General features: G+C 68.9%; 20 protein-coding genes and 2 tRNA genes. 10 read left to right on the top strand and 12 right to left on the bottom strand.

All coding sequences use genetic code 11. The features are described 5' to 3' along the window. Positions 1 to 143 precede the first annotated feature (143 nt). The 10 genes from NBY65_RS05130 to NBY65_RS05085 form a co-directional block, all read right to left on the bottom strand. Positions 144 to 219: transfer RNA gene (locus NBY65_RS05130), tRNA-Phe, on the bottom strand. A gap of 49 nt (positions 220 to 268) precedes the next feature. After that, positions 269 to 487 carry a DNA gyrase inhibitor YacG gene (locus tag NBY65_RS05125; RefSeq protein WP_150038611.1) on the bottom strand — a complete coding sequence of 73 codons (219 nt, stop codon included), beginning with the start codon at positions 485 to 487 and terminating at the stop codon, positions 269 to 271. Beyond that, positions 484 to 1599, bottom strand: coding sequence for a ribonuclease E/G (locus NBY65_RS05120; protein WP_239002615.1), 1116 nt, complete (start codon positions 1597 to 1599; stop codon positions 484 to 486). Before NBY65_RS05120 ends, NBY65_RS05125 begins: the two co-directional genes overlap by 4 nt. Continuing rightward, complete coding sequence (locus NBY65_RS05115) at positions 1596 to 2165, bottom strand: Maf family protein (RefSeq protein WP_150038613.1); 570 nt, start codon at positions 2163 to 2165, stop codon at positions 1596 to 1598. The genes NBY65_RS05120 and NBY65_RS05115 overlap by 4 nt, the downstream gene beginning before the upstream one ends. A gap of 19 nt (positions 2166 to 2184) precedes the next feature. Further along, positions 2185 to 2403, bottom strand: a complete 219-nt coding sequence (gene infA / locus NBY65_RS05110) for a translation initiation factor IF-1 (RefSeq protein WP_150038615.1) — start codon at positions 2401 to 2403, stop codon at positions 2185 to 2187. Positions 2404 to 2571: 168 nt separating this feature from the next. Further along, the gene (gene hisD, locus NBY65_RS05105; RefSeq protein WP_150038617.1) at positions 2572 to 3873 is read right to left on the bottom strand and encodes a histidinol dehydrogenase; all 1302 of its coding nucleotides are present in this window, start codon (positions 3871 to 3873) and stop codon (positions 2572 to 2574) included. After that, the gene (gene hisG, locus NBY65_RS05100; RefSeq protein WP_150038619.1) at positions 3870 to 4580 is read right to left on the bottom strand and encodes an ATP phosphoribosyltransferase; all 711 of its coding nucleotides are present in this window, start codon (positions 4578 to 4580) and stop codon (positions 3870 to 3872) included. The genes hisD and hisG overlap by 4 nt, the downstream gene beginning before the upstream one ends. A 40-nt stretch (positions 4581 to 4620) precedes the next feature. Then, positions 4621 to 5883, bottom strand: a complete 1263-nt coding sequence (gene murA / locus NBY65_RS05095) for a UDP-N-acetylglucosamine 1-carboxyvinyltransferase (RefSeq protein WP_150038621.1) — start codon at positions 5881 to 5883, stop codon at positions 4621 to 4623. A gap of 19 nt (positions 5884 to 5902) precedes the next feature. Then, positions 5903 to 6460: a dCTP deaminase gene (gene dcd / locus NBY65_RS05090; protein ID WP_150038623.1), complete on the bottom strand. Its 558-nt coding sequence runs from the start codon at positions 6458 to 6460 to the stop codon at positions 5903 to 5905. A gap of 145 nt (positions 6461 to 6605) precedes the next feature. Further along, the gene (locus tag NBY65_RS05085; protein WP_150038625.1) at positions 6606 to 6791 is read right to left on the bottom strand and encodes a hypothetical protein; all 186 of its coding nucleotides are present in this window, start codon (positions 6789 to 6791) and stop codon (positions 6606 to 6608) included. 122 nt (positions 6792 to 6913) lie between these two features. Between NBY65_RS05085 and NBY65_RS05080 the strand changes: the two genes are divergently transcribed. From NBY65_RS05080 to NBY65_RS05070, 3 genes are all read left to right on the top strand, one after another. Then, a tRNA-Thr gene (locus NBY65_RS05080) sits at positions 6914 to 6988 on the top strand. A gap of 205 nt (positions 6989 to 7193) precedes the next feature. Next, the gene (locus tag NBY65_RS05075) at positions 7194 to 7355 is read left to right on the top strand and encodes a hypothetical protein (RefSeq protein WP_162530353.1); all 162 of its coding nucleotides are present in this window, start codon (positions 7194 to 7196) and stop codon (positions 7353 to 7355) included. 383 nt (positions 7356 to 7738) lie between these two features. After that, positions 7739 to 8254 (top strand): GNAT family N-acetyltransferase, encoded by a 516-nt coding sequence (locus tag NBY65_RS05070; RefSeq protein WP_150038627.1) that lies wholly within the window; start codon positions 7739 to 7741, stop codon positions 8252 to 8254. 91 nt (positions 8255 to 8345) lie between these two features. On the opposite strand, the gene NBY65_RS05065 is transcribed toward NBY65_RS05070, so the two are convergent. Both NBY65_RS05065 and NBY65_RS05060 read right to left on the bottom strand, forming a co-directional pair. Beyond that, the gene (locus NBY65_RS05065) at positions 8346 to 9047 is read right to left on the bottom strand and encodes an alpha/beta fold hydrolase (RefSeq protein WP_203330335.1); all 702 of its coding nucleotides are present in this window, start codon (positions 9045 to 9047) and stop codon (positions 8346 to 8348) included. Between the two features lie 64 nt (positions 9048 to 9111). Beyond that, a complete protein-coding gene (locus NBY65_RS05060) occupies positions 9112 to 9411 on the bottom strand; it encodes an AfsR/SARP family transcriptional regulator (protein WP_203330336.1) in 300 nt (99 codons plus the stop codon). 153 nt (positions 9412 to 9564) lie between these two features. Here NBY65_RS05060 and NBY65_RS05055 point away from each other — a divergent pair, with 153 nt between their 5' ends. From NBY65_RS05055 to NBY65_RS05025, 7 genes are all read left to right on the top strand, one after another. Further along, positions 9565 to 9978 carry a DUF1127 domain-containing protein gene (locus NBY65_RS05055; RefSeq protein WP_150038629.1) on the top strand — a complete coding sequence of 138 codons (414 nt, stop codon included), beginning with the start codon at positions 9565 to 9567 and terminating at the stop codon, positions 9976 to 9978. A gap of 326 nt (positions 9979 to 10304) precedes the next feature. Next, the gene (locus NBY65_RS05050) at positions 10305 to 11489 is read left to right on the top strand and encodes a phosphoserine transaminase (RefSeq protein WP_150038631.1); all 1185 of its coding nucleotides are present in this window, start codon (positions 10305 to 10307) and stop codon (positions 11487 to 11489) included. Positions 11490 to 11494: 5 nt separating this feature from the next. Continuing rightward, positions 11495 to 13081 (top strand): phosphoglycerate dehydrogenase, encoded by a 1587-nt coding sequence (gene serA, locus NBY65_RS05045; protein WP_150038633.1) that lies wholly within the window; start codon positions 11495 to 11497, stop codon positions 13079 to 13081. A 153-nt stretch (positions 13082 to 13234) separates the two neighbouring features. Next, the gene (locus NBY65_RS05040; protein ID WP_150038635.1) at positions 13235 to 13840 is read left to right on the top strand and encodes a carbonic anhydrase; all 606 of its coding nucleotides are present in this window, start codon (positions 13235 to 13237) and stop codon (positions 13838 to 13840) included. Between the two features lie 53 nt (positions 13841 to 13893). After that, positions 13894 to 15045: an ATP phosphoribosyltransferase regulatory subunit gene (locus tag NBY65_RS05035; protein WP_150038637.1), complete on the top strand. Its 1152-nt coding sequence runs from the start codon at positions 13894 to 13896 to the stop codon at positions 15043 to 15045. Positions 15046 to 15054: 9 nt separating this feature from the next. Then, positions 15055 to 16344: an adenylosuccinate synthase gene (locus tag NBY65_RS05030; protein WP_150038639.1), complete on the top strand. Its 1290-nt coding sequence runs from the start codon at positions 15055 to 15057 to the stop codon at positions 16342 to 16344. A gap of 229 nt (positions 16345 to 16573) precedes the next feature. Beyond that, positions 16574 to 17497, top strand: coding sequence for an IS110 family RNA-guided transposase (locus NBY65_RS05025; protein ID WP_408895628.1), 924 nt, complete (start codon positions 16574 to 16576; stop codon positions 17495 to 17497). Positions 17498 to 17580 lie beyond the last annotated feature (83 nt).

The raw sequence follows: 17580 nt of genomic DNA, 5'->3' as shown, positions 1-17580 counted from the left end.
CTCCATCCCGGCCCGCCTGGGGCCTCGCCTCATGCCGCCGGATCAGGACGCGGGTGTCCCGGTCCGTTGCGGCGTTGCGGATCAGTCCTGCGAAGGCGGGAAATGGGGACAGGTCACCGGCTGATGCCGGAGCGGCTGCAAGATGGTGCCCAGGGGCGGAATCGAACCACCGACACTGCGATTTTCAGTCGCATGCTCTACCAACTGAGCTACCTGGGCAGGCCGGAGCCGTTGGAGGCCGGGGAAATAGCCCAGCCTCGCGCCATGATCAACCCGGCAAATCGCTACTTTCGTCACGCTCTTCGGATGGCTCCTGCGCGGGGATGCGATAGCTCTCGTTGAACCAGCGGCCGAGGTCGATATCGGCGCAGCGGGCGCTGCAGAACGGCCGGAACTTCGGCTGGGCGGGTTTGCCGCAGAGGGGGCAGGGCGATGCCACGCCCTGGGCCGGACCGACGGAGGAGCGGGAAAACGGTGGCTCGGTCATGGCGATTCCTCGAGAACCCAGGCCAGCGCGGGCAGTGACGGGTCGGGACGCAGGGAGATGGGGGCGCCCGCGCGGCGGCGCCAGTCGTCCAATGCGACGCCGTCGGCCTGCAGGGCGCCAGCGATCGCCGGCGTGCACCGCAGCGCGGGGGCCCGTTGCCCGGGATGGGCAAGCAACGCTTCCAGGGCCGTGCGCAGGGCCGCAAGTCCGGCGGCGTGCGGGCCGGCCAGCAATTCGTGCAGCGGAGGGTGCACCCGTGGGCGCAGGATCTCGGCCAGGCCCAGGGCGGTGAAGCCGAGCAGGCGTGGTCGCGCCGGATCGGCGGCGAGCGCGGCCGCGAGATCGGGCGCGAGTTTGGCCCGGCGCGCGGCCGCCATTCCGCCGAGATCGACCAGGATCGCGCCCGAGAGGTTGCGCAGCCGGATCTGCCGGGCCAGTGCCGGCAACAGGCCCCGGTTGGCGGCCATCTGCGCGCGCCCCTTCGCCGCCTGCGCTGCGCTGGCCGATCCGAGATCGACATCGATCGCGGTCAGGGCAGGGGTGGGATGCACCGACAACCGTGCGCCGCCGGGCAGGTCGACGACCGGTTCGGCCAGTGCCGCCACCTCGGCGGCGACGGCATCGTCGAAGGCGGCCGCCACCAGGGCGATGCGATCGCCGAGCGCCGGGCGCAGCCGGGCGGCCATGCCCGGATCGTCGAGCAGGACCGGTGCCTCGGGGTGCAGCGCGGCCAGCCGTTCCACCGTGCCCGGGCCGCGGCGCAGCAAAGCGGGCTTGCCGGTGCCGATCAGGTCGCGTTCGGCATCGGACAGTCGGGCGGTCAGGCGCGGTCCCTTGCCGCCCTGGGCCGCGCGGGAGATGCGGACGCCGAGCCCGCTGCCTTCCGGCAGGCCGGCGCCGCCTTCGCTGTCGGGCAGGAAACCGTCGGTGCCGGAGTCGAGTCGGACGAAGGCGCCGGCCATGGCCGGCACGCGGGCGGCGATGCGCCCGCGATGCAGGTCGCCGACGCCATCCGGCGCGCCCGGTCGCCAGAGCGCGAAATCGACGAGGCCGGTGCCGTCATGGGCCGCGACCCGCACCTCGCCTGGGCTGCAGGCAGCGAGCAGCTTCACGGCAGCGGATAGCCGAGCCCGCGCAGCAATTGTGCCGTTTCGAACAGCGGCAGGCCCACCACGTTCGAATGGCTGCCCGAGAGAAAGCTGATATGGGCGGCGGCGCGGCCCTGGATGGCGTAGCCGCCGGCCTTGCCCTGCCATTCGCCGCTGTCGAGATAGGCGCGTTTCTGCGGGTCGGTCAGGCGGGCGAAGGCGACGATGCTGGTCACCAGCCTTTCGCCGCGGCGCCCGTCGGGGCCGAGCAGCACCACGCCGGTGATCACCCGGTGGCGGCGGCCGGAGAGCAGGTCGAGGCAGGCGCGGGCCTCGGCCTCGGTTTCCGGTTTCGGCAGCACGCGCCGGCCGCAGGCCACCACCGTGTCGGCGGCCAGGACGTAGGTGTCCGGGGTTGCGGCGGCGTCGGCCTTGGCGTGGGCAAGGCGTTGCGCGACCGCGCGGGGCAATTCGCGCGGGCGGGGGGTTTCGTCGATGTCGGTGGGCGCGATGGTGTCGGGGGTGACACCGATCTGGGCCAACAGGGCGAGCCGTCGGGGGCTCGCCGAGGCGAGAATCAGCGTGGGCAGGGGCGTGGACCCGGCCTGATCACTTGAATCGGAAGGTGATGCGGCCCTTGGTCAGGTCGTACGGCGTCATCTCGACGTTGACGCGGTCGCCGGCCAGGACGCGGATGCGGTTCTTGCGCATTTTGCCGCTGGTATGGGCGAGAATGACGTGGTCGTTGTCGAGTTTCACCCGGAACATGGCGTTCGGAAGCAGTTCCGTCACCGTTCCGCTGAACTCGATCATGTCTTCTTTTGACATGCGTTGCCTTCAGCATGGTTGCAAAGCGGGGCGCACCATGCGCATGGCGCCCCCCTGGGTCAAGGCGAGGGCCGACAGGGCCGGTGCCGCCAAAATGGGGTGCAGGGGCCTTCTGGCCCCTGCTGGGTCCAGGGCGAAGCCCTGGTGGGTGCGGGGCAACGCCCCGCGTCAGTCTGCCGGTCCGTTCCCCAATCGCACGGCGATGCTGCGTCCGTGTGCCTGAAGCCCTTCCGCCTCGGCCAGTGCCACGGCGGCCGGCCCGACGCGTTCCAGGGCGGCCTGGTCGGCGGCGATCCAGGTGGTACGCTTGAGGAAGTCGAACACCGACAGCCCGGAGGCGAAGCGTGCGGTGCGTCCGGTGGGCAGCACGTGGTTCGGCCCGGCGACGTAATCGCCCACGGCTTCCGGGCAGAAGGGGCCCAGAAACGCGGCCCCCGCATGGCGGACCTGCGCGAAGAACGCGGCGGGGTCCGGGGTGAGGACTTCCAGGTGCTCGGGGGCAAGCCGGTCGGTGAGGGAGGCTGCTTCGTCCCAGTTGCGCACCAGGATGATGGCCCCATGGTGGTCCCAGGACGCTCCCGCGATGGCCGCGCGGGGCAAAGTGGGGATCTCGGCGGTGACGGCTTCTGCCACCGCATCGGCGAAGCCGGCGTCGTCGGTGATCAGGATCGACTGGGCGGCTTCGTCGTGTTCGGCCTGGGCGAGCAGGTCGATGGCGACGCGGCGCGGGTCGTTGGCGGCGCCGGCGACCACGACGACCTCGGACGGGCCGGCGATGGAATCGATGCCGACGCGGCCGAACACCTGTCGCTTGGCCGCGGCGACGTAGGCGTTGCCGGGCCCGACGATGCGGTCGACCGGAGCGATGCTGGCGGTGCCCCAGGCCAGGGCGGCGACGGCCTGGGCGCCGCCGACGCGATAGATCTCGGTCACGCCGGCGCGGCGGGCGGCGGCCAGCACCAGCGGGTTGAGCACCCCGCCGGGGGTGGGCACGCACATGGCGATCCGGCCGACCCCGGCCGCGCGGGCGGGGATGGCGTTCATTAATACAGAGGAGGGATAGGCCGCCTTGCCGCCGGGCACGTAGATCCCGACCGCGTCCAGCGGGGTCCAGCGCATGCCGAGCGTCAGCCCCTCGGCGTCGGTCAGCTTCAGGTCGGTGGGAAGCTGGGCGGTGTGGAACGCCTCGATGCGGCGGGCGGCGAGGTCGAGGGCCTCGTGCAGCGCGGCCGGCACGGCGGCGACCGCGGCGTCGATTTCTTCCGGAGCGATGCGCAACTGCCCGGGGGTGACGTCCATGCGGTCGAAGCGCGCGGTGAATTCGCACAGGGCTGCATCGCCGCGTGCGCGCACCGCGGCGATGATGGCGGCGACCGCGTCGTCCACCTGTTCGGTGGTCTCGCGGGCCTGGTGCAGCAGCGCCTGGAAGGCGGGCTCGAAATCGGGGGCGGCGGTGGAGAGGCGGATCATGGCGCGTCCGTGCCTGCGGCTGCCAGCGCCGCGCGGAACCGGGCGATCCAGGTGCCGATCTCCTCGGGACGGGTCTTGAGCGCGGTGCGGTTGACGATCAGGCGGCTGGTGACGTGGGCGATCACCTCGGTTTCCACCAGGCCGTTGGCGCGCAGGGTGGAGCCGGTGGCGACCAGGTCCAGGATCAGCCGGGTCAGCCCGAGGCCGGGGGCCAGTTCCATGGCGCCGTTGAGATGCACCACGTCGGCGTTGATGCCGCGGGCGGCGTAGTGGCGGCGGGCGATGTTGGGATACTTGGTTGCCACCCGCACCCGGCTCCAGGTGCGCGGGTCGTCGGTGCCGGCGGTGGCCTTGGGCTCGGCGATCGAGACGCGGCAGGCGCCGATGCCAAGATCGAGCGGGGCGTAGATTTCCGGATAGTCGAATTCCATCAGCACGTCGGCGCCGCAGATGCCGATCTGGGCGGCGCCGAGGGCGACGAAGGTCGCCACGTCGAAGCTGCGCACCCGCACCACGTCCAGGTTCGGGTCATCGGTGGGGAAGCGCAGGGAACGGCTGCTCTCGTCGGCGTAGTCCGGGCGTGGATGGATGCCCGCGCGTTCCAGCAGCGGGACGCATTCTTCAAGGATGCGTCCCTTGGGCAGGGCCAGGATGATGGGCCCGGCGGCTTCCGGTTCGAGGGCGACGGACGGGAATTCAGCTGTCATGCCCGCGCCTCCTACACTGCCCCGGCCCCTGCCGGAAGCCTCAGTCGCGTAACCGTTCAATGTCGGCGCCGCAGGCCCCGAGCTTCTGCTCGACCGATTCATAGCCGCGATCGAGGTGGTAGACGCGGTTGATCACGGTTTCCCCGCGCGCGGCGAGGCCGGCCAGCACCAGGCTGAGCGAGGCGCGCAGGTCGGTCGCCATCACCGGGGCGCCGGAGAGCGCCGGCACGCCGCGCACGATGGCGCTGGCGCCGTGCACGTTGATGCGCGCGCCCATGCGGACCAGTTCCGGCACGTGCATGAAGCGGTTCTCGAAGATGCTTTCGGTGACCATGGCCGCCCCGTCGGAGACGCACATCAGCGCCACGAACTGGGCCTGCATGTCGGTCGGGAAGCCCGGATAGGGCTCGGTCATGACATCGACGCCGTGCAGCCCGTTGAGGCGCCGGACGGTCAGGCCGCCATCCTGGGCGATGACCTCCACCCCGGCCTCGCCGAGGATGCGGATGACGGCGCCGAGATGGTCAGCGCGGGCATGGCGCAGGTGCAGCGACCCGCCGGTGATGGCGGCGGCGCAGGCATAGGAGCCGGTTTCGATCCGGTCGGGGATGATGGCGTGGGTGGCGCCGTGCAGGGAGCGGACCCCGTCGATGGTCAGGCGGTCGGTGCCGCGGCCCTCGATGCGGGCGCCCATCGCGGTCAGGCAGTCCACCAGGTCGGTGATTTCCGGCTCGCGGGCGGCATTGACCAGCACGGTGCGGCCTTCGGCGAGGGAGGCCGCCATCAGCAGGTTCTCGGTGGCGCCGACCGAGACGAAGGGGAAGACGAAGGTGGCGCCGTGCAGGCCGCGCGGGGCGGCGGCGTGGACGTAGCCGCCGTCCAGCCGGATCTCGGCGCCCATCTGCTCCAGGCCCTTGAGGTGCAGGTCGACCGGGCGCGTGCCGATGGCGCAGCCGCCCGGCAGCGACACCCGGGCCTCGCCGGCGCGGGCGACCAGCGGCCCGAGCACCAGGACCGAGGCGCGCATCTTGCGCACGATGTCGTAGGGGGCCTCGGTGCTGGTGATGGCGCCGCCGATCGACAGCGACCGCCCGTCCGGCGTGGCGCGGTCCACCGCGATCCCGTGCTGGGCCAGCAACTGGGTCATGGTGGCGATGTCCGCGAGCTGCGGCACGTTGGTCAGCACCAGGCGCTCGTCGGTGAGCAGCCCCGCCGCCATGAGCGGCAGGGCCGCGTTCTTGGCGCCGCCGATGGCGATCTCGCCGGAGAGCGGCCGGCCGCCGCGGATACGAATCCTGTCCATGGCCGGGATCTAGCGGAGCTCAGCCGAGCCGGGGAAGGGAAACCCCGCGCTGGCGCATATACTTGCCGGACTTGTCTGCGTAGCTGGTTTCACAGGGCTCGTTGCCCTGGATGAAGAGGAACTGGCAGATGCCCTCGTTGGCGTAGATCTTGGCCGGGAGCGGGGTGGTGTTGCTGATCTCGATGGTGACCTGGCCTTCCCATTCCGGTTCCAGCGGGGTGACGTTCACGATGATGCCGCAGCGGGCATAGGTGGACTTGCCGAGGCAGATCACCAGGACGTCGCGCGGGATGCGGAAGTATTCGACGGTGTGGGCCAGCGCGAAACTGTTGGGCGGGATGATGCAGACCGGGCCGTGGCGGTCGACGAAGGAGGACGGGTTGAAGTCCTTGGGATCGACCACGGCGGAGTCGACATTGGTGAAGACCTTGAAGTCTTCGGAGACGCGGGCGTCGTAGCCGTAGCTGGACAGGCCGTAGCTGATCACGCCATCGCGTTTCTGGGTTTCGACGAAGGGCTCGATCATGCCGTGCTCGGTGGCCATCTGGCGGATCCAGCGGTCGGACATCACGGGCATAGCGCGGCTGCTCCAGAGGGGGGCGAAAGGCGGGGATCTAGCCCGGCTGGCCCGGCGGGGGCAAACGCAGGACGCGCCGGGCCGGTCTGCTTCGGCGCGTTGTGGGCGCGGTCGGAACGACCGGGAGGTGCCGGCCGGGGATGTGTCAGGACCTGGGGGGCGGGGGAGTGGGTTGGTCGGCCTCGGCGCGGGCGCGCGTCTGTTGCTTGCGCCGCTGCAGATTGGCGCGGAGCGCGGCTGCCTGGCGGGCGCGGCGGGCTTCCTGTTCGGCCTGCGTGGCGGGCAGGCAGGTGGGGCGGGCCGGTGGGCGGGACGGAGTGGGTTCGCTCATGGGCGGGAGAGTGGCGCGGGCGTGGTCCAGGTCAAGCGGGGGAGGATTTGCGTTCCGGTGCGGTGAAGGGGTTGCACGCTCGCCTCCGAGCGTCTAGGAAGGCGCCCGCCCACCGGCCCGGCGCTGTTGTAGCTCAGTGGTAGAGCACCCCCTTGGTAAGGGGGAGGTCGAGAGTTCAATCCTCTCCAACAGCACCATTCCGACTGGTGAATGCCTCCGAAAATGGGAATCCACCGACCACCGCGCGGCTGCTTGCGCGGCTGGACTGTCGTGTTGGCCCGGTCCCGATTCCTGCTACGTGCACCGAGGGGCGCTGCTTTCCAGCCCCGAATGGGGTGATGCCTCATTCCGGGGATGCATGTGCGCCGCAGACGTGCGGGTCACTGCGACGAGCGGCCTGATGTGCCGTTCCTGCTCTTCGCGGGCGGCTTCCTCGTAGGCATGCGCCGTATCGAGCAAAGCCTCATGTACGAAGGGATCCCCGGCATTGCCTGCCATCCTGCGCAACCGTTCCGCCTTGGCCAGGAAATCGGAAACCCGATGGCGGCGGCAATAGGAAGATGACATTTGGTCAATCATCCAGATTAATTGCTTTTTAACATATTCTGTCAGTGCCGGTTGACAGTCCAGAAGACGTCCAACACGATTCCGCGACTAATAGTGTGTGGATGTTGGTTGTTTTTGAAACTGAACGATGTGCGGACAGTTTTTGTCTATACAAGGCGCGATTGCCACAGCTTGTGGTTGTCTGTGCTACTGCGCCAACTGGGCTGATTGCACCCGGGCTGTTTCTGCATCCGTGAGTTCCTGATCTGCGGCGCCGTATTTGCCTGCCAGGATCGACGGGCGAGCCGTGAGGTGGGGAACCGGGCCGGTCCCGTGGGGTGATCTCTCTTGCCGTGCATGATGATCGCGCGGACAGTGCATGCCCGCATGTGGGGCAAGCCATGCCTGATCTTGTAACGATCCGCCACGTGACGGAGACCGATGTTGACGCGCTGGTCCGCGGCAATCGCGCCAGCCGTGGCCTGCACATGCACTGGGTGGAGCCTTTCACCGATCGCGAGGGGTTTCATCGGTGGTTTGCCGGTACGCTCACGGGGCGAAAGGTTGCCCTGCTCGCCGAGCGCGATGGGGACATCGCCGGGGTGGTGACCTTCAGCGAGATCGTCATGGACAGCTTCTGCAGTGCCTATCTCGGCTACTACGCCATGGCCGGGATGCAGGGGCGGGGGCTGATGACGCGCGCGGTGGAACTGGCGGTGCTGCATGGCTTCAATGAAATCGGCTTGCATCGCATCGAGGTGAACATACAGCCGGACAATCTGCGCTCGCGTGCGCTGGTGAAGCGCCTCGGCTTCCGGCTGGAGGGCTATTCGCCGCGTTACCTGCGCATCGCCGGGTTGTGGCGGGATCACGAACGTTGGGCGAAGCTCGCCGACGACGAGCCGCGTCCCCGTTGATCATGCTGCGCACCCACTGCACCGCTGCGTCGTCGATCGCTCGCGGCCCTCGTTCAGCGGGCATCGGCGTCGAGAAAACCGCGCACCTCGCTCAGAAATCGCAGCCAGGCGGGTTCTTCTTCCAGCGGAAGATGATTGCGGCTTTCAAGCGGGACGAAGCGCGCCCCGGGATTCCAGAAGCCAGCAAGCGCTCCTGCTCGAACGGCACGACGCAGTCGTGGCGGCTGTGCAGCACCAGGGTCGGGGCCTGCACCTCTGCGAGCAGCGGGCGGATCTCGATGCCGCTGAACACATGCTGCAGCCGGAACGCGTTTTCGGGTGAGACGGTCACGCCCTGCAGGTCGTTGAACCACTGCATCTGCTCCGGCCTCGCGTCGGGAATGAACAGCGAGGTGAAGACCTGCCGGAAAGCCGGATTGTCCTGGCCCCGGCCATGCCGGGTCAGGGTCGCGAGCGCCGTTCGCTTGCTCGCCTCCTCCGGCGTGCCGCCCGTGGCCCAGCCCGCCGCGTAGCTGCCGCACAGCACGAGATGGCTGACGCGGTCCGGATGGCGCACCGTATAGGCGACCGCGCAGCCCTGCGAGATCCCGAGCAGCGGGAAGTGCCGCAATCCGGTCGCCGCGACCACGGCATCGAGGTCACGGGCCAGTGCCTCGAAGGAAACGTCGTCCACCTCCCAATCGGACAGGCCATTGGCTCGCTCGTCATGGCGGATCAGGCAGAAGTCGCGTGACAGACTGCGGATCCAGTGGCGCCAGACCGGACTTTCCCAATCATGTTCCAGATGCGTCATCCACGTCGCCGGGCGCAGCAAGGATGGTCCGTGCCCGACGGTGGCATAGGCGATCCGCACGGCATCAGCGGTGTTGCAGAAGCGGATTTCCTGTCGCCATGCCGGATCGGCGATTTCGCCCGGACGCGGCAGCCCGGGAGGGTTCGTCGACCAGCATACGCAACTTGCTCAGGCTCCAGCGCAGGGCCCCGTGCGGATCATCGGGCACGTCCCACAGCAGCGTGCAGAGTCGTTCCCGCCGAGGCGATCGTCCGGTCACGACGAGATACCCAAGCAGGGCCCGCGTCTTCCACGGCTGCGGCAGCGCGAGTGGCGCCGTGTCGCGCAACACCTGCATCTCGCCGAGCAATTTGACAGTCAGCATGTCGTAACCTCGCCGAACGGGCAGCGCCGGTCCGGTCGCGTTTCCCCATCTTGTCGCAGGCCCGCAGGCCAACGGCGGTCTGTTGCCGGCGGAAAGATAACCGGCCACATCTCACCTCGCCACGTTTCCACGGCTGTACACACGATCGTTCACATGTGCCCACCGCATCGTCCCGCTCCGAGAGAACGCAAGGAGGACGAGACTCATGCAAATGGGATTATCGACGGCGATGGGATTGGGATGAGGGGCATTCTTTTCCTGGACCGATTGCACCTGAGCCTGCGGCGCCACCGCATGGCGCGAACCCTGGAGGAACTCAGCGACGCAACGCTGAAGGATATCGGTGTGGCGCGATGCGAGATCACCCATCTGGCGCAAACAGCCTGGACCGACAGCGGCGAGGCGATGGCATTATCACCCGCTTTGCATCAGGGGCTGGTCTTTTCACCCTTCGCCTGGTTGCGGCATGTCCCGTTCGATCCCGTTGGTTCTATGTCCTTCCCGTCGTGTTGGCGCTGGGCTTCGGTGCCTTGCCAGCGTGGGCCGATGGCGGCGACTGCGTGGTGACGAGCGAGACGAAAACAGCCGCTGCCGTGCCGGAGGGGCGAAGTTTTCCGCCAGTAAAAAATAGTCATGGTTGAAAAAGTGGGACTCTGACGAAAAGGTCCTGGCAAGGGCGGCCCGGGCAGAAAGACAACAGGTGGCCGTCAGCCGTGCGGGAACGCCCATCACGTTCCTGCACGGCAGCATTGCAATGGATGCGGCAGCTTCGGGGGCCGGTGCCGACCCGTAACGACAATCGGATCGTTGCACCTCGCAAGCAGCTGCGCTAGGAACGCGGCCGGGTCACGTCCCCCCACCGGGACGCTTCTCTTCTGGAAGGGAGAGCCGCAATGGCACTCGCCGCCGCCAAGCCGGACACACGTCCGGCCAATCCGCAGTTTTCATCCGGTCCTTGCGCGAAGCGTCCTGGTTGGACGGTCGCCGCGCTCGAAAGCGCGCTGCTCGGCCGCAGCCACCGCGCCAAGAACCCCAAGGCCCGCCTCGCCGAAGTGATCGACCGCTCTCGCGCCATTCTCGGCATTCCCGCCGACTGGCGGCTCGGCATCGTGCCGGCCTCCGATACCGGCGCGGTGGAGATGGCGCTCTGGTCGCTGCTCGGTGCCCGCCCGGTGGACGTGCTGGCCTTCGAGAGTTTCTCCCAGACCTGGGCGACCGATATCGTCAAGCAGCTCAAGCTGGCCGATGCGCGCGTGCTGACCGCGCCGTATGGCAAGCTGCCGAACCTCGCCGATGTCGATTTCACCCATGACGTCGTGCTGGCCTGGAACGGCACCACCTCGGGTGTGCGCATTCCCAATGGCGACTGGATCCCCGCGCAGCGCGAGGGGCTGGTGATCGCGGACGCGACTTCGGCCGCCTTCGCCATGGACCTGCCCTGGGACAAGCTCGATGTCGTCACCTGGTCCTGGCAGAAAGTGCTGGGCGGCGAGGCGGCGCACGGCATGCTGGCGCTCTCGCCCCGCGCGGTCGAGCGCCTGACCACCTACAAGCCGGCCTGGCCGCTGCCGAAGATCTTCCGCCTGACCAGCGGCGGCAAGCTGACCGAGGGTGTTTTCAAAGGCGAAACCATCAACACCCCGAGCATGCTCTGCGTCGAGGACGCGGTTGATGGCCTGCGCTGGGCGGAAGGGATCGGCGGCCTGAAGGCGCTGATCGGCCGCAGCGAGGCGAGCCTGGCCGCCATCGCCGCCTGGGTCGCCAAGACCGATTGGGCCGACTTCCTGGCCGAGGCTCCGGCGACGCGCTCCTGCACCTCGATCTGCCTGAAGATCACCGCGCCCTGGTTCACCGCCCTGGCGCCGGAAGCGCAGGCGGAAGCAGCGAAGAAGCTCGCCTCGTTGCTCGAGAAGGAAGGTGTCGCCTACGACATCGGCAGCTATCGCGACGCGCCGCCGGGCCTGCGCATCTGGGCCGGCGCCACGGTCGAGACCGCGGATGTCGCCGCCCTGTTGCCGTGGCTCGACTGGGCCTATGCCCAGGTCGCCGCTTCCTACACCACCCAGGCCGCGGAGTAGTCCCGATGCCGAAGGTTCTCATTTCCGACAAGCTCTCCCCGGCCGCCGTCGAGATCTTCCGCGCGCGCGGCGTCGAGGTTGACGTCAAGACCGGCCTTTCCGCCGCCGATCTGCGGGCCATCATCGGCGAATATGACGGTTTGGCCATCCGCTCCGCCACCAAGGTGACGAAGGAAGTGCTCGAGACGGCCACCAACCTCAAGGTGGTTGGCCGCGCCGGCATCGGCGTCGACAACGTCGATATCAAGTCGGCCACCGCGCGCGGCGTGGTGGTGATGAACACGCCGAACGGCAATGCCATCACCACCGCCGAGCACGCCATCGCCATGATGTTCGCGCTGGCCCGCCAGATCCCCGAGGCCTCGGCCTCGACCAAGGCCGGCAAGTGGGAAAAGAACCGCTTCATGGGCGTCGAGCTGACCGGCAAGGTGCTCGGCGTGATCGGTTGCGGCAATATCGGCTCGATCGTCGCCGACCGCGCCATCGGCCTGAAGATGCGGGTGGTCGCCTACGACCCGTACCTGACCGACAAGCGCGCCCGCGACATCGGCGTGGAGAAGATCGAACTCGCCGACCTGATCGCGCGCGCCGACATCATCACGCTGCACACGCCGCTGACCGACCAGACCCGCAACATCATCTCGCGTGACGCGCTGGCGCGCGCCAAGAAGGGCGTGCGCATCATCAACTGCGCCCGCGGCGGACTGGTCGACGAGGCGGCGCTGGCCGAGGCGCTGAAGTCGGGCCATGTCGCCGGTGCCGCGCTGGACGTGTTCGAGGTAGAGCCCGCCAAGGAAAGCCCGCTCTTCGCGCTGGAGAACGTGGTCTGCACCCCGCATCTCGGCGCCTCCACCACGGAAGCGCAGGAGAACGTGGCGCTGCAGATCGCCGAGCAGATGAGCGATTTCCTGCTGACCGGCGCGGTGTCGAACGCGATCAACATGCCGTCGGTCTCGGCCGAGGACGCGCCGCGCCTGAAGCCCTACATGGAACTGTGCCGCTCGCTCGGCGCCTTCGCCGGGCAGCTCACCACGGCCCAGCACTCCGCCATCAAGGCCGTCACCATCGAGTACGAGGGGGCCGCCGCCGGGCTGAACACCAAGCCGCTGACCGCGGCCGCGCTCGCCGGGCTGATGGGGCCGATGATGGAAGGCGCCAACATGGTCAACGCCCCGGTGCTCGCGCATGATCGCGGCATCGAGGTCAGCGAAACCATCCATGACCGCCCGAGCGAGTACCAGACCCTGGTGCGCATCAGCGTGGTCACGGACACGCAGACCCGCGGCGTGGCCGGCACGCTGTTCGCCGGCAGCCGTCCGCGCATCGTCGAGATCAAGGGCATCCCGGTCGAGGCCGATTTCGCCCGGCACATGCTCTATGTCACCAACCAGGACAAGCCGGGCTTCATCGGCCGGTTCGGTGCGGTGCTGTCCGAGGCGGGCATCAACATCGCCACCTTCCATCTCGGCCGCGCCGAGGCGGGCGGGGATGCGATCTGCCTGGTCAGCATCGACGAGGAACCTTCCGAGGAGGTGTTGAAGGCAGTCCGCGCCCTGCCGCTGGTGGTGCAGGCGGCGCCGCTGAGCTTCTGACCAACCGGAATGGGCAGGCTTTGCCCACCGGTCCGCGCCGCGGACCGATCCACCAGGGGCCGTATGGCCCCTGGTTCTTTTTGGGGGACAGTCTGTCCCGACCGGTGGGCGAGGTGCTTTCCTCGCCCATCTGCCTTGCGCTACACGCACCGCATGCAGGATCTCATCGACGGCTACCAGCGCTTCCGCGAATCCGCCTGGCCGGAGCGGAAGAAGGTGTTCGAACAACTGGCCGACCGTGGCCAGCGCCCGCAGACCATGGTGATCGCGTGCTCCGACAGCCGCGTCGATCCGGCTATGATCTTCGATGCCGGTCCCGGCCAGATCTTCGTCGTGCGCAACGTCGCCAACCTGGTGCCGCCGTTCCAGCCGGACGGCACCTATCACGGCACCAGCGCCGCCCTCGAGTTCGGGGTGCTGGCCCTGCAGGTGCGCCACCTGATCGTGCTGGGCCACGGCATGTGCGGGGGCGTCCGCGCCCTGCTCGAAGGGGTGCCGGCTCCGCTCGGTGATTTCGTCGGCCCCTGGATCAATCTTGCCGGGCGTGCCCGCGACCGCGTGCTGGCCTGCGATCCGGCCGACCGGCAACTGGCCTGCGAGCATGCGACGGTGCAGCTTTCGCTGGAAAACCTCATGACCTTCCCCTGGATCCGCGATGCGGTGGAAGCGGGGCGGCTGCGCCTGCACGGCGCGCATTTCGACATCCGCACCGGCGTGCTCGCCCTGTTGCAGCCCGACGGCAGCTTCAGCCCCGCCTGAGCGGAGCCGGATTGCTTTCGTGTCGGGGATGCGGGTGCTAGAACGGGCCCAGCATGACCGACGATCGCCCCCTCAATCCCGCCCTGCTTCCCGCCGGGTTGCGCGACCTGTTGCCGCCCGAGGCCGAAACCGAGGCCACCTCGGTGGAAGCGATCATGGACGCCTTTGCCGCACATGGTTACCAGCGGGTCAAGCCGCCGCTGCTCGAATTCGAGGAAAGCCTGCTCGGCGCCGCCGGCGCGGCCGTGGCCGACCAGACCTTCCGGCTGATGGACCCCGACAGCCACCACATGATGGGGGTGCGGGCGGACATGACGCCGCAGGTGGCGCGCATCGCCACCACGCGCCTGTCGCATGCCCCGCGTCCGCTGCGCCTGTCCTATGCCGGGCAGTGCCTGCGGGTGCGCAGCGCCGGGCTGGCCACCGAGCGGCAGGTGGCGCAGGCCGGGATCGAGCTGATCGGCCCCGACAGCCCCGATGCGGATGCCGAGATCGCCGCGGTCGGCGCCGAGGCGCTCGCCGCCGTCGGGCTGACCCGGGTGTCGTTCGACCTGACCCTGCCGCCTTTCGTGCCGACCCTGCTGGACGAGGCCGGCTTCACCGCTGAGGCGGGCGCGAGCCTCGGCCGGGCGCTCGACCGCAAGGATGCTGCTGCCGTCACCGAGCTGGGCGGTTCGCTCGCGGGCACGCTGACCGATCTGCTGCTGGCCGCCGGGCCGGCCGAGCGGGCCCTGGCCGCGCTGGAGGCGGCGGCGCTGCCGCCGGGCGCGCGGGCCCTGGCCAAGCGCCTGGCCGCGACCGTCGCCGCCATCCGTGCCCGCGCGCCCGGGCTGCGGCTGACCATCGACCCCGTCGAATTCCGAGGCTTCCGCTACCATACCGGCGTGACGCTGACCGTGTATGCGCCCGGCCGGCACGAGGAACTCGGGCGCGGCGGCCGCTACCTGTGCGGCGACACCGAGCCGGCGACCGGGCTGACGCTCTATCCCGATGCGGTGTTGCGCGCCGCCCCGCCGCGCGCGCCCAAGCCGCGCGTCTATGTGCCCGTCGAGGCCGATGCCACCCGTGCGGCCGCGCTGCGCGCCGAGGGCTACGCCACCGTCGCCGGGCTTGAAGCCGTGGCCGATCCGGCCGCGGAGGCGCGGCGGCTTGCCTGCACCCATGTCCTGATCGCGGGTGGCCTTACTGCCCTCGCTGCGGAGTAGAACAAGAAAATGGCCAATGTCGCGGTGATCGGCGCCCAATGGGGCGACGAGGGCAAGGGCAAGGTGGTCGACTGGCTGGCCAGTCGCGCCGACATCGTCGTGCGGTTCCAGGGCGGCCACAATGCCGGCCATACCCTGGTGGTGGGCGGGCAGACCTACAAGCTGTCGCTGCTGCCCTCGGGCGTGGTGCGCGGCAAGCTCGGCGTGATCGGCAACGGCGTGGTGATCGACCCGGAGGCGCTGCTCTCCGAAATCGCCAAGGTCGAGGCGCAGGGCCTGAAGGTCACGCCGGACAGCCTGCGCATCGCCGAGAACGCGGCGCTGATCCTGCCGCTGCACGCTGCCCTCGACCGTGCCCGCGAAACCGCGCGCGGTGACCGCAAGATCGGCACCACCGGCCGCGGCATCGGCCCGGCCTACGAGGACAAGGTGGCGCGCCGCGCCATCCGCGCCTGCGACCTGGCCGAGCCGGAAACACTGGCCAGCAAGCTCGACGAGCTGCTGCTGCACCACAACACGCTGCTGGCGGGGCTGGGCGCCGAGACCTTCGAGAAGCAGGCGCTGCTCGACCGGCTGCTGGCGCTGGCGCCGAAGCTGCTGCCCTTCGTGGAGCCGGTGTGGGAACGCCTCGACGAGGCCCGGCGGGCCGGGCGGCGCATCCTGTTCGAAGGCGCCCAGGCGGTGATGCTGGACGTCGATCACGGCACCTATCCCTTCGTCACCAGCAGCAACACGGTGGCCGCGACCGCGGCCTCGGGCTCCGGCATCGGCCCGGCGTCGGTGGGATTCGTCCTGGGTATCGCCAAGGCTTACTGCACGCGGGTGGGATCAGGCCCGTTCCCGACGGAGCTGCATGACGCCACCGGCACGCTGCTCGGCGATCGCGGGCACGAGTTCGGCACCGTCACCGGGCGGCGGCGCCGCTGCGGCTGGTTCGATGCGGTGCTGGTGCGCCAGGCGGTGAAGGTGGGCGGCATCCAGGGCCTGGCACTGACCAAGCTGGACGTGCTGGATGGCCTGCCGACGCTGAAGGTCTGCGTCGGCTACCGCATCGGCGACGAGACCTACCGGCATTTCCCGGCGGGCATGCGCGCCCAGGCGGCGGCCGAGCCGATCTACGAGGAACTGGAGGGCTGGTCGGCCTCGACGGCGGGGGCGCGTAGCTGGGCGGACCTGCCGGCTGCCGCCATCAAGTATGTCCGGCGCATCGAGGAACTGGTCGAGGCGCCGGTGACGCTGCTTTCCACCAGCCCGGAACGCGACGACACCATCCTGGTGCGGGATCCCTTCGAGGACTGAAGAAAGGCCAGGGCTTTGCCCTTGTATCTCAACAGGCACCCGAGCGCGTAGGGTAACGCGCTCGGGAGCGGAAGGGAGCCCGCCTTGCCCTGGGGTGATCGAGCCCGTGGTCCAGCACGGTGCCCCTTCCGCGGCTATGTCCGTAAGCCCGAACAGTCGCCAGGGACGGCGCAAGTCGATCCCGCATACGCAAGGACGGGTGATGGACCAGACGGCTCAAGAGCAATCGATGTTTGTTGGCATCGACGTTGCCAAGAAGCATCTTGATGTGCATGTGCTACCGGCGGCGACCAGTTTTCGTGTCGATCGGGACGGTGCCGGCCTGGATGATTTACGCGATCGGCTGCAGGGCTTGTCGCCTGCGCTGATCATTCTGGAGGCGACCGGAGGATACGAAAAGGTGGTGCTGGCCACTCTGGCTGGCGCTGGCCTGCCGGTGCTGGCGGTCAATCCCCGCCAGATCCGCGACTTCGCTCGCGCCTGCGGCCGGCTGGCCAAGACCGATCAGCTCGATGCCGCGGTGATCGCCCGCTTCGCCGAACGTATCCGTCCAGAGTTGCGGCCGTTGCCGGATGCCGCAACCCAGATGTTGGGCGAGATCGCCGCGCGGCGCCGCCAGATCATCGACATGATCTCCGCCGAAAGCATGCGCCTCAAGCAGGCCACCGCCCGCAAGCTGCAGCGCGGCATCAACGCCCACCTCGCCTGGTTACAGCAGGAACTCACTGACATCGATACGGATCTTGATAGCGCCATTCGCGAGAGTGACGTGTGGTCACGCAATGAGGCGTTGCTCGACTCGGTGCCAGGCGTTGGCAAGACAACCGCCCGCACCCTGCTGGCCGAACTCCCTGAACTGGGGACGCTCGACCGACGACATATCTCCGCTCTCGCCGGCCTCGCTCCGTTCAACCACGACAGCGGAACCCATCGCGGCAAACGCAGCATTCGCGGCGGACGCACCGTGGTGCGCTCCGCCCTCTTCATGGCTGCCTGGGTCGCCACACGCCGCAACCCCATCCTCAAGTCGGTCTACGAGCGTCTGATCGCCGCGGGCAAAGCACACATGGTCGCCCTCGTCGCCTGCATGCGCAAACTTCTCACAATCCTCAATGCCATCATCCGGGACCAGCAACCGTGGCAAGCCGCTTGACACGCAAGACAGTCGCTGGACCCAGCAGGGGCCACAAGGCCCCTGCACCCCATTCTCGCTGCGCGGCAAAGAATGGGATCCAA

The organism is Rhodovastum atsumiense (assembly GCF_937425535.1).
GTDB lineage: Bacteria > Pseudomonadota > Alphaproteobacteria > Acetobacterales > Acetobacteraceae > Rhodovastum > Rhodovastum atsumiense.
The sequence above is the reverse complement of the archived record's forward strand: the minus strand, read 5'-3'. Positions and strand labels throughout refer to the sequence as shown.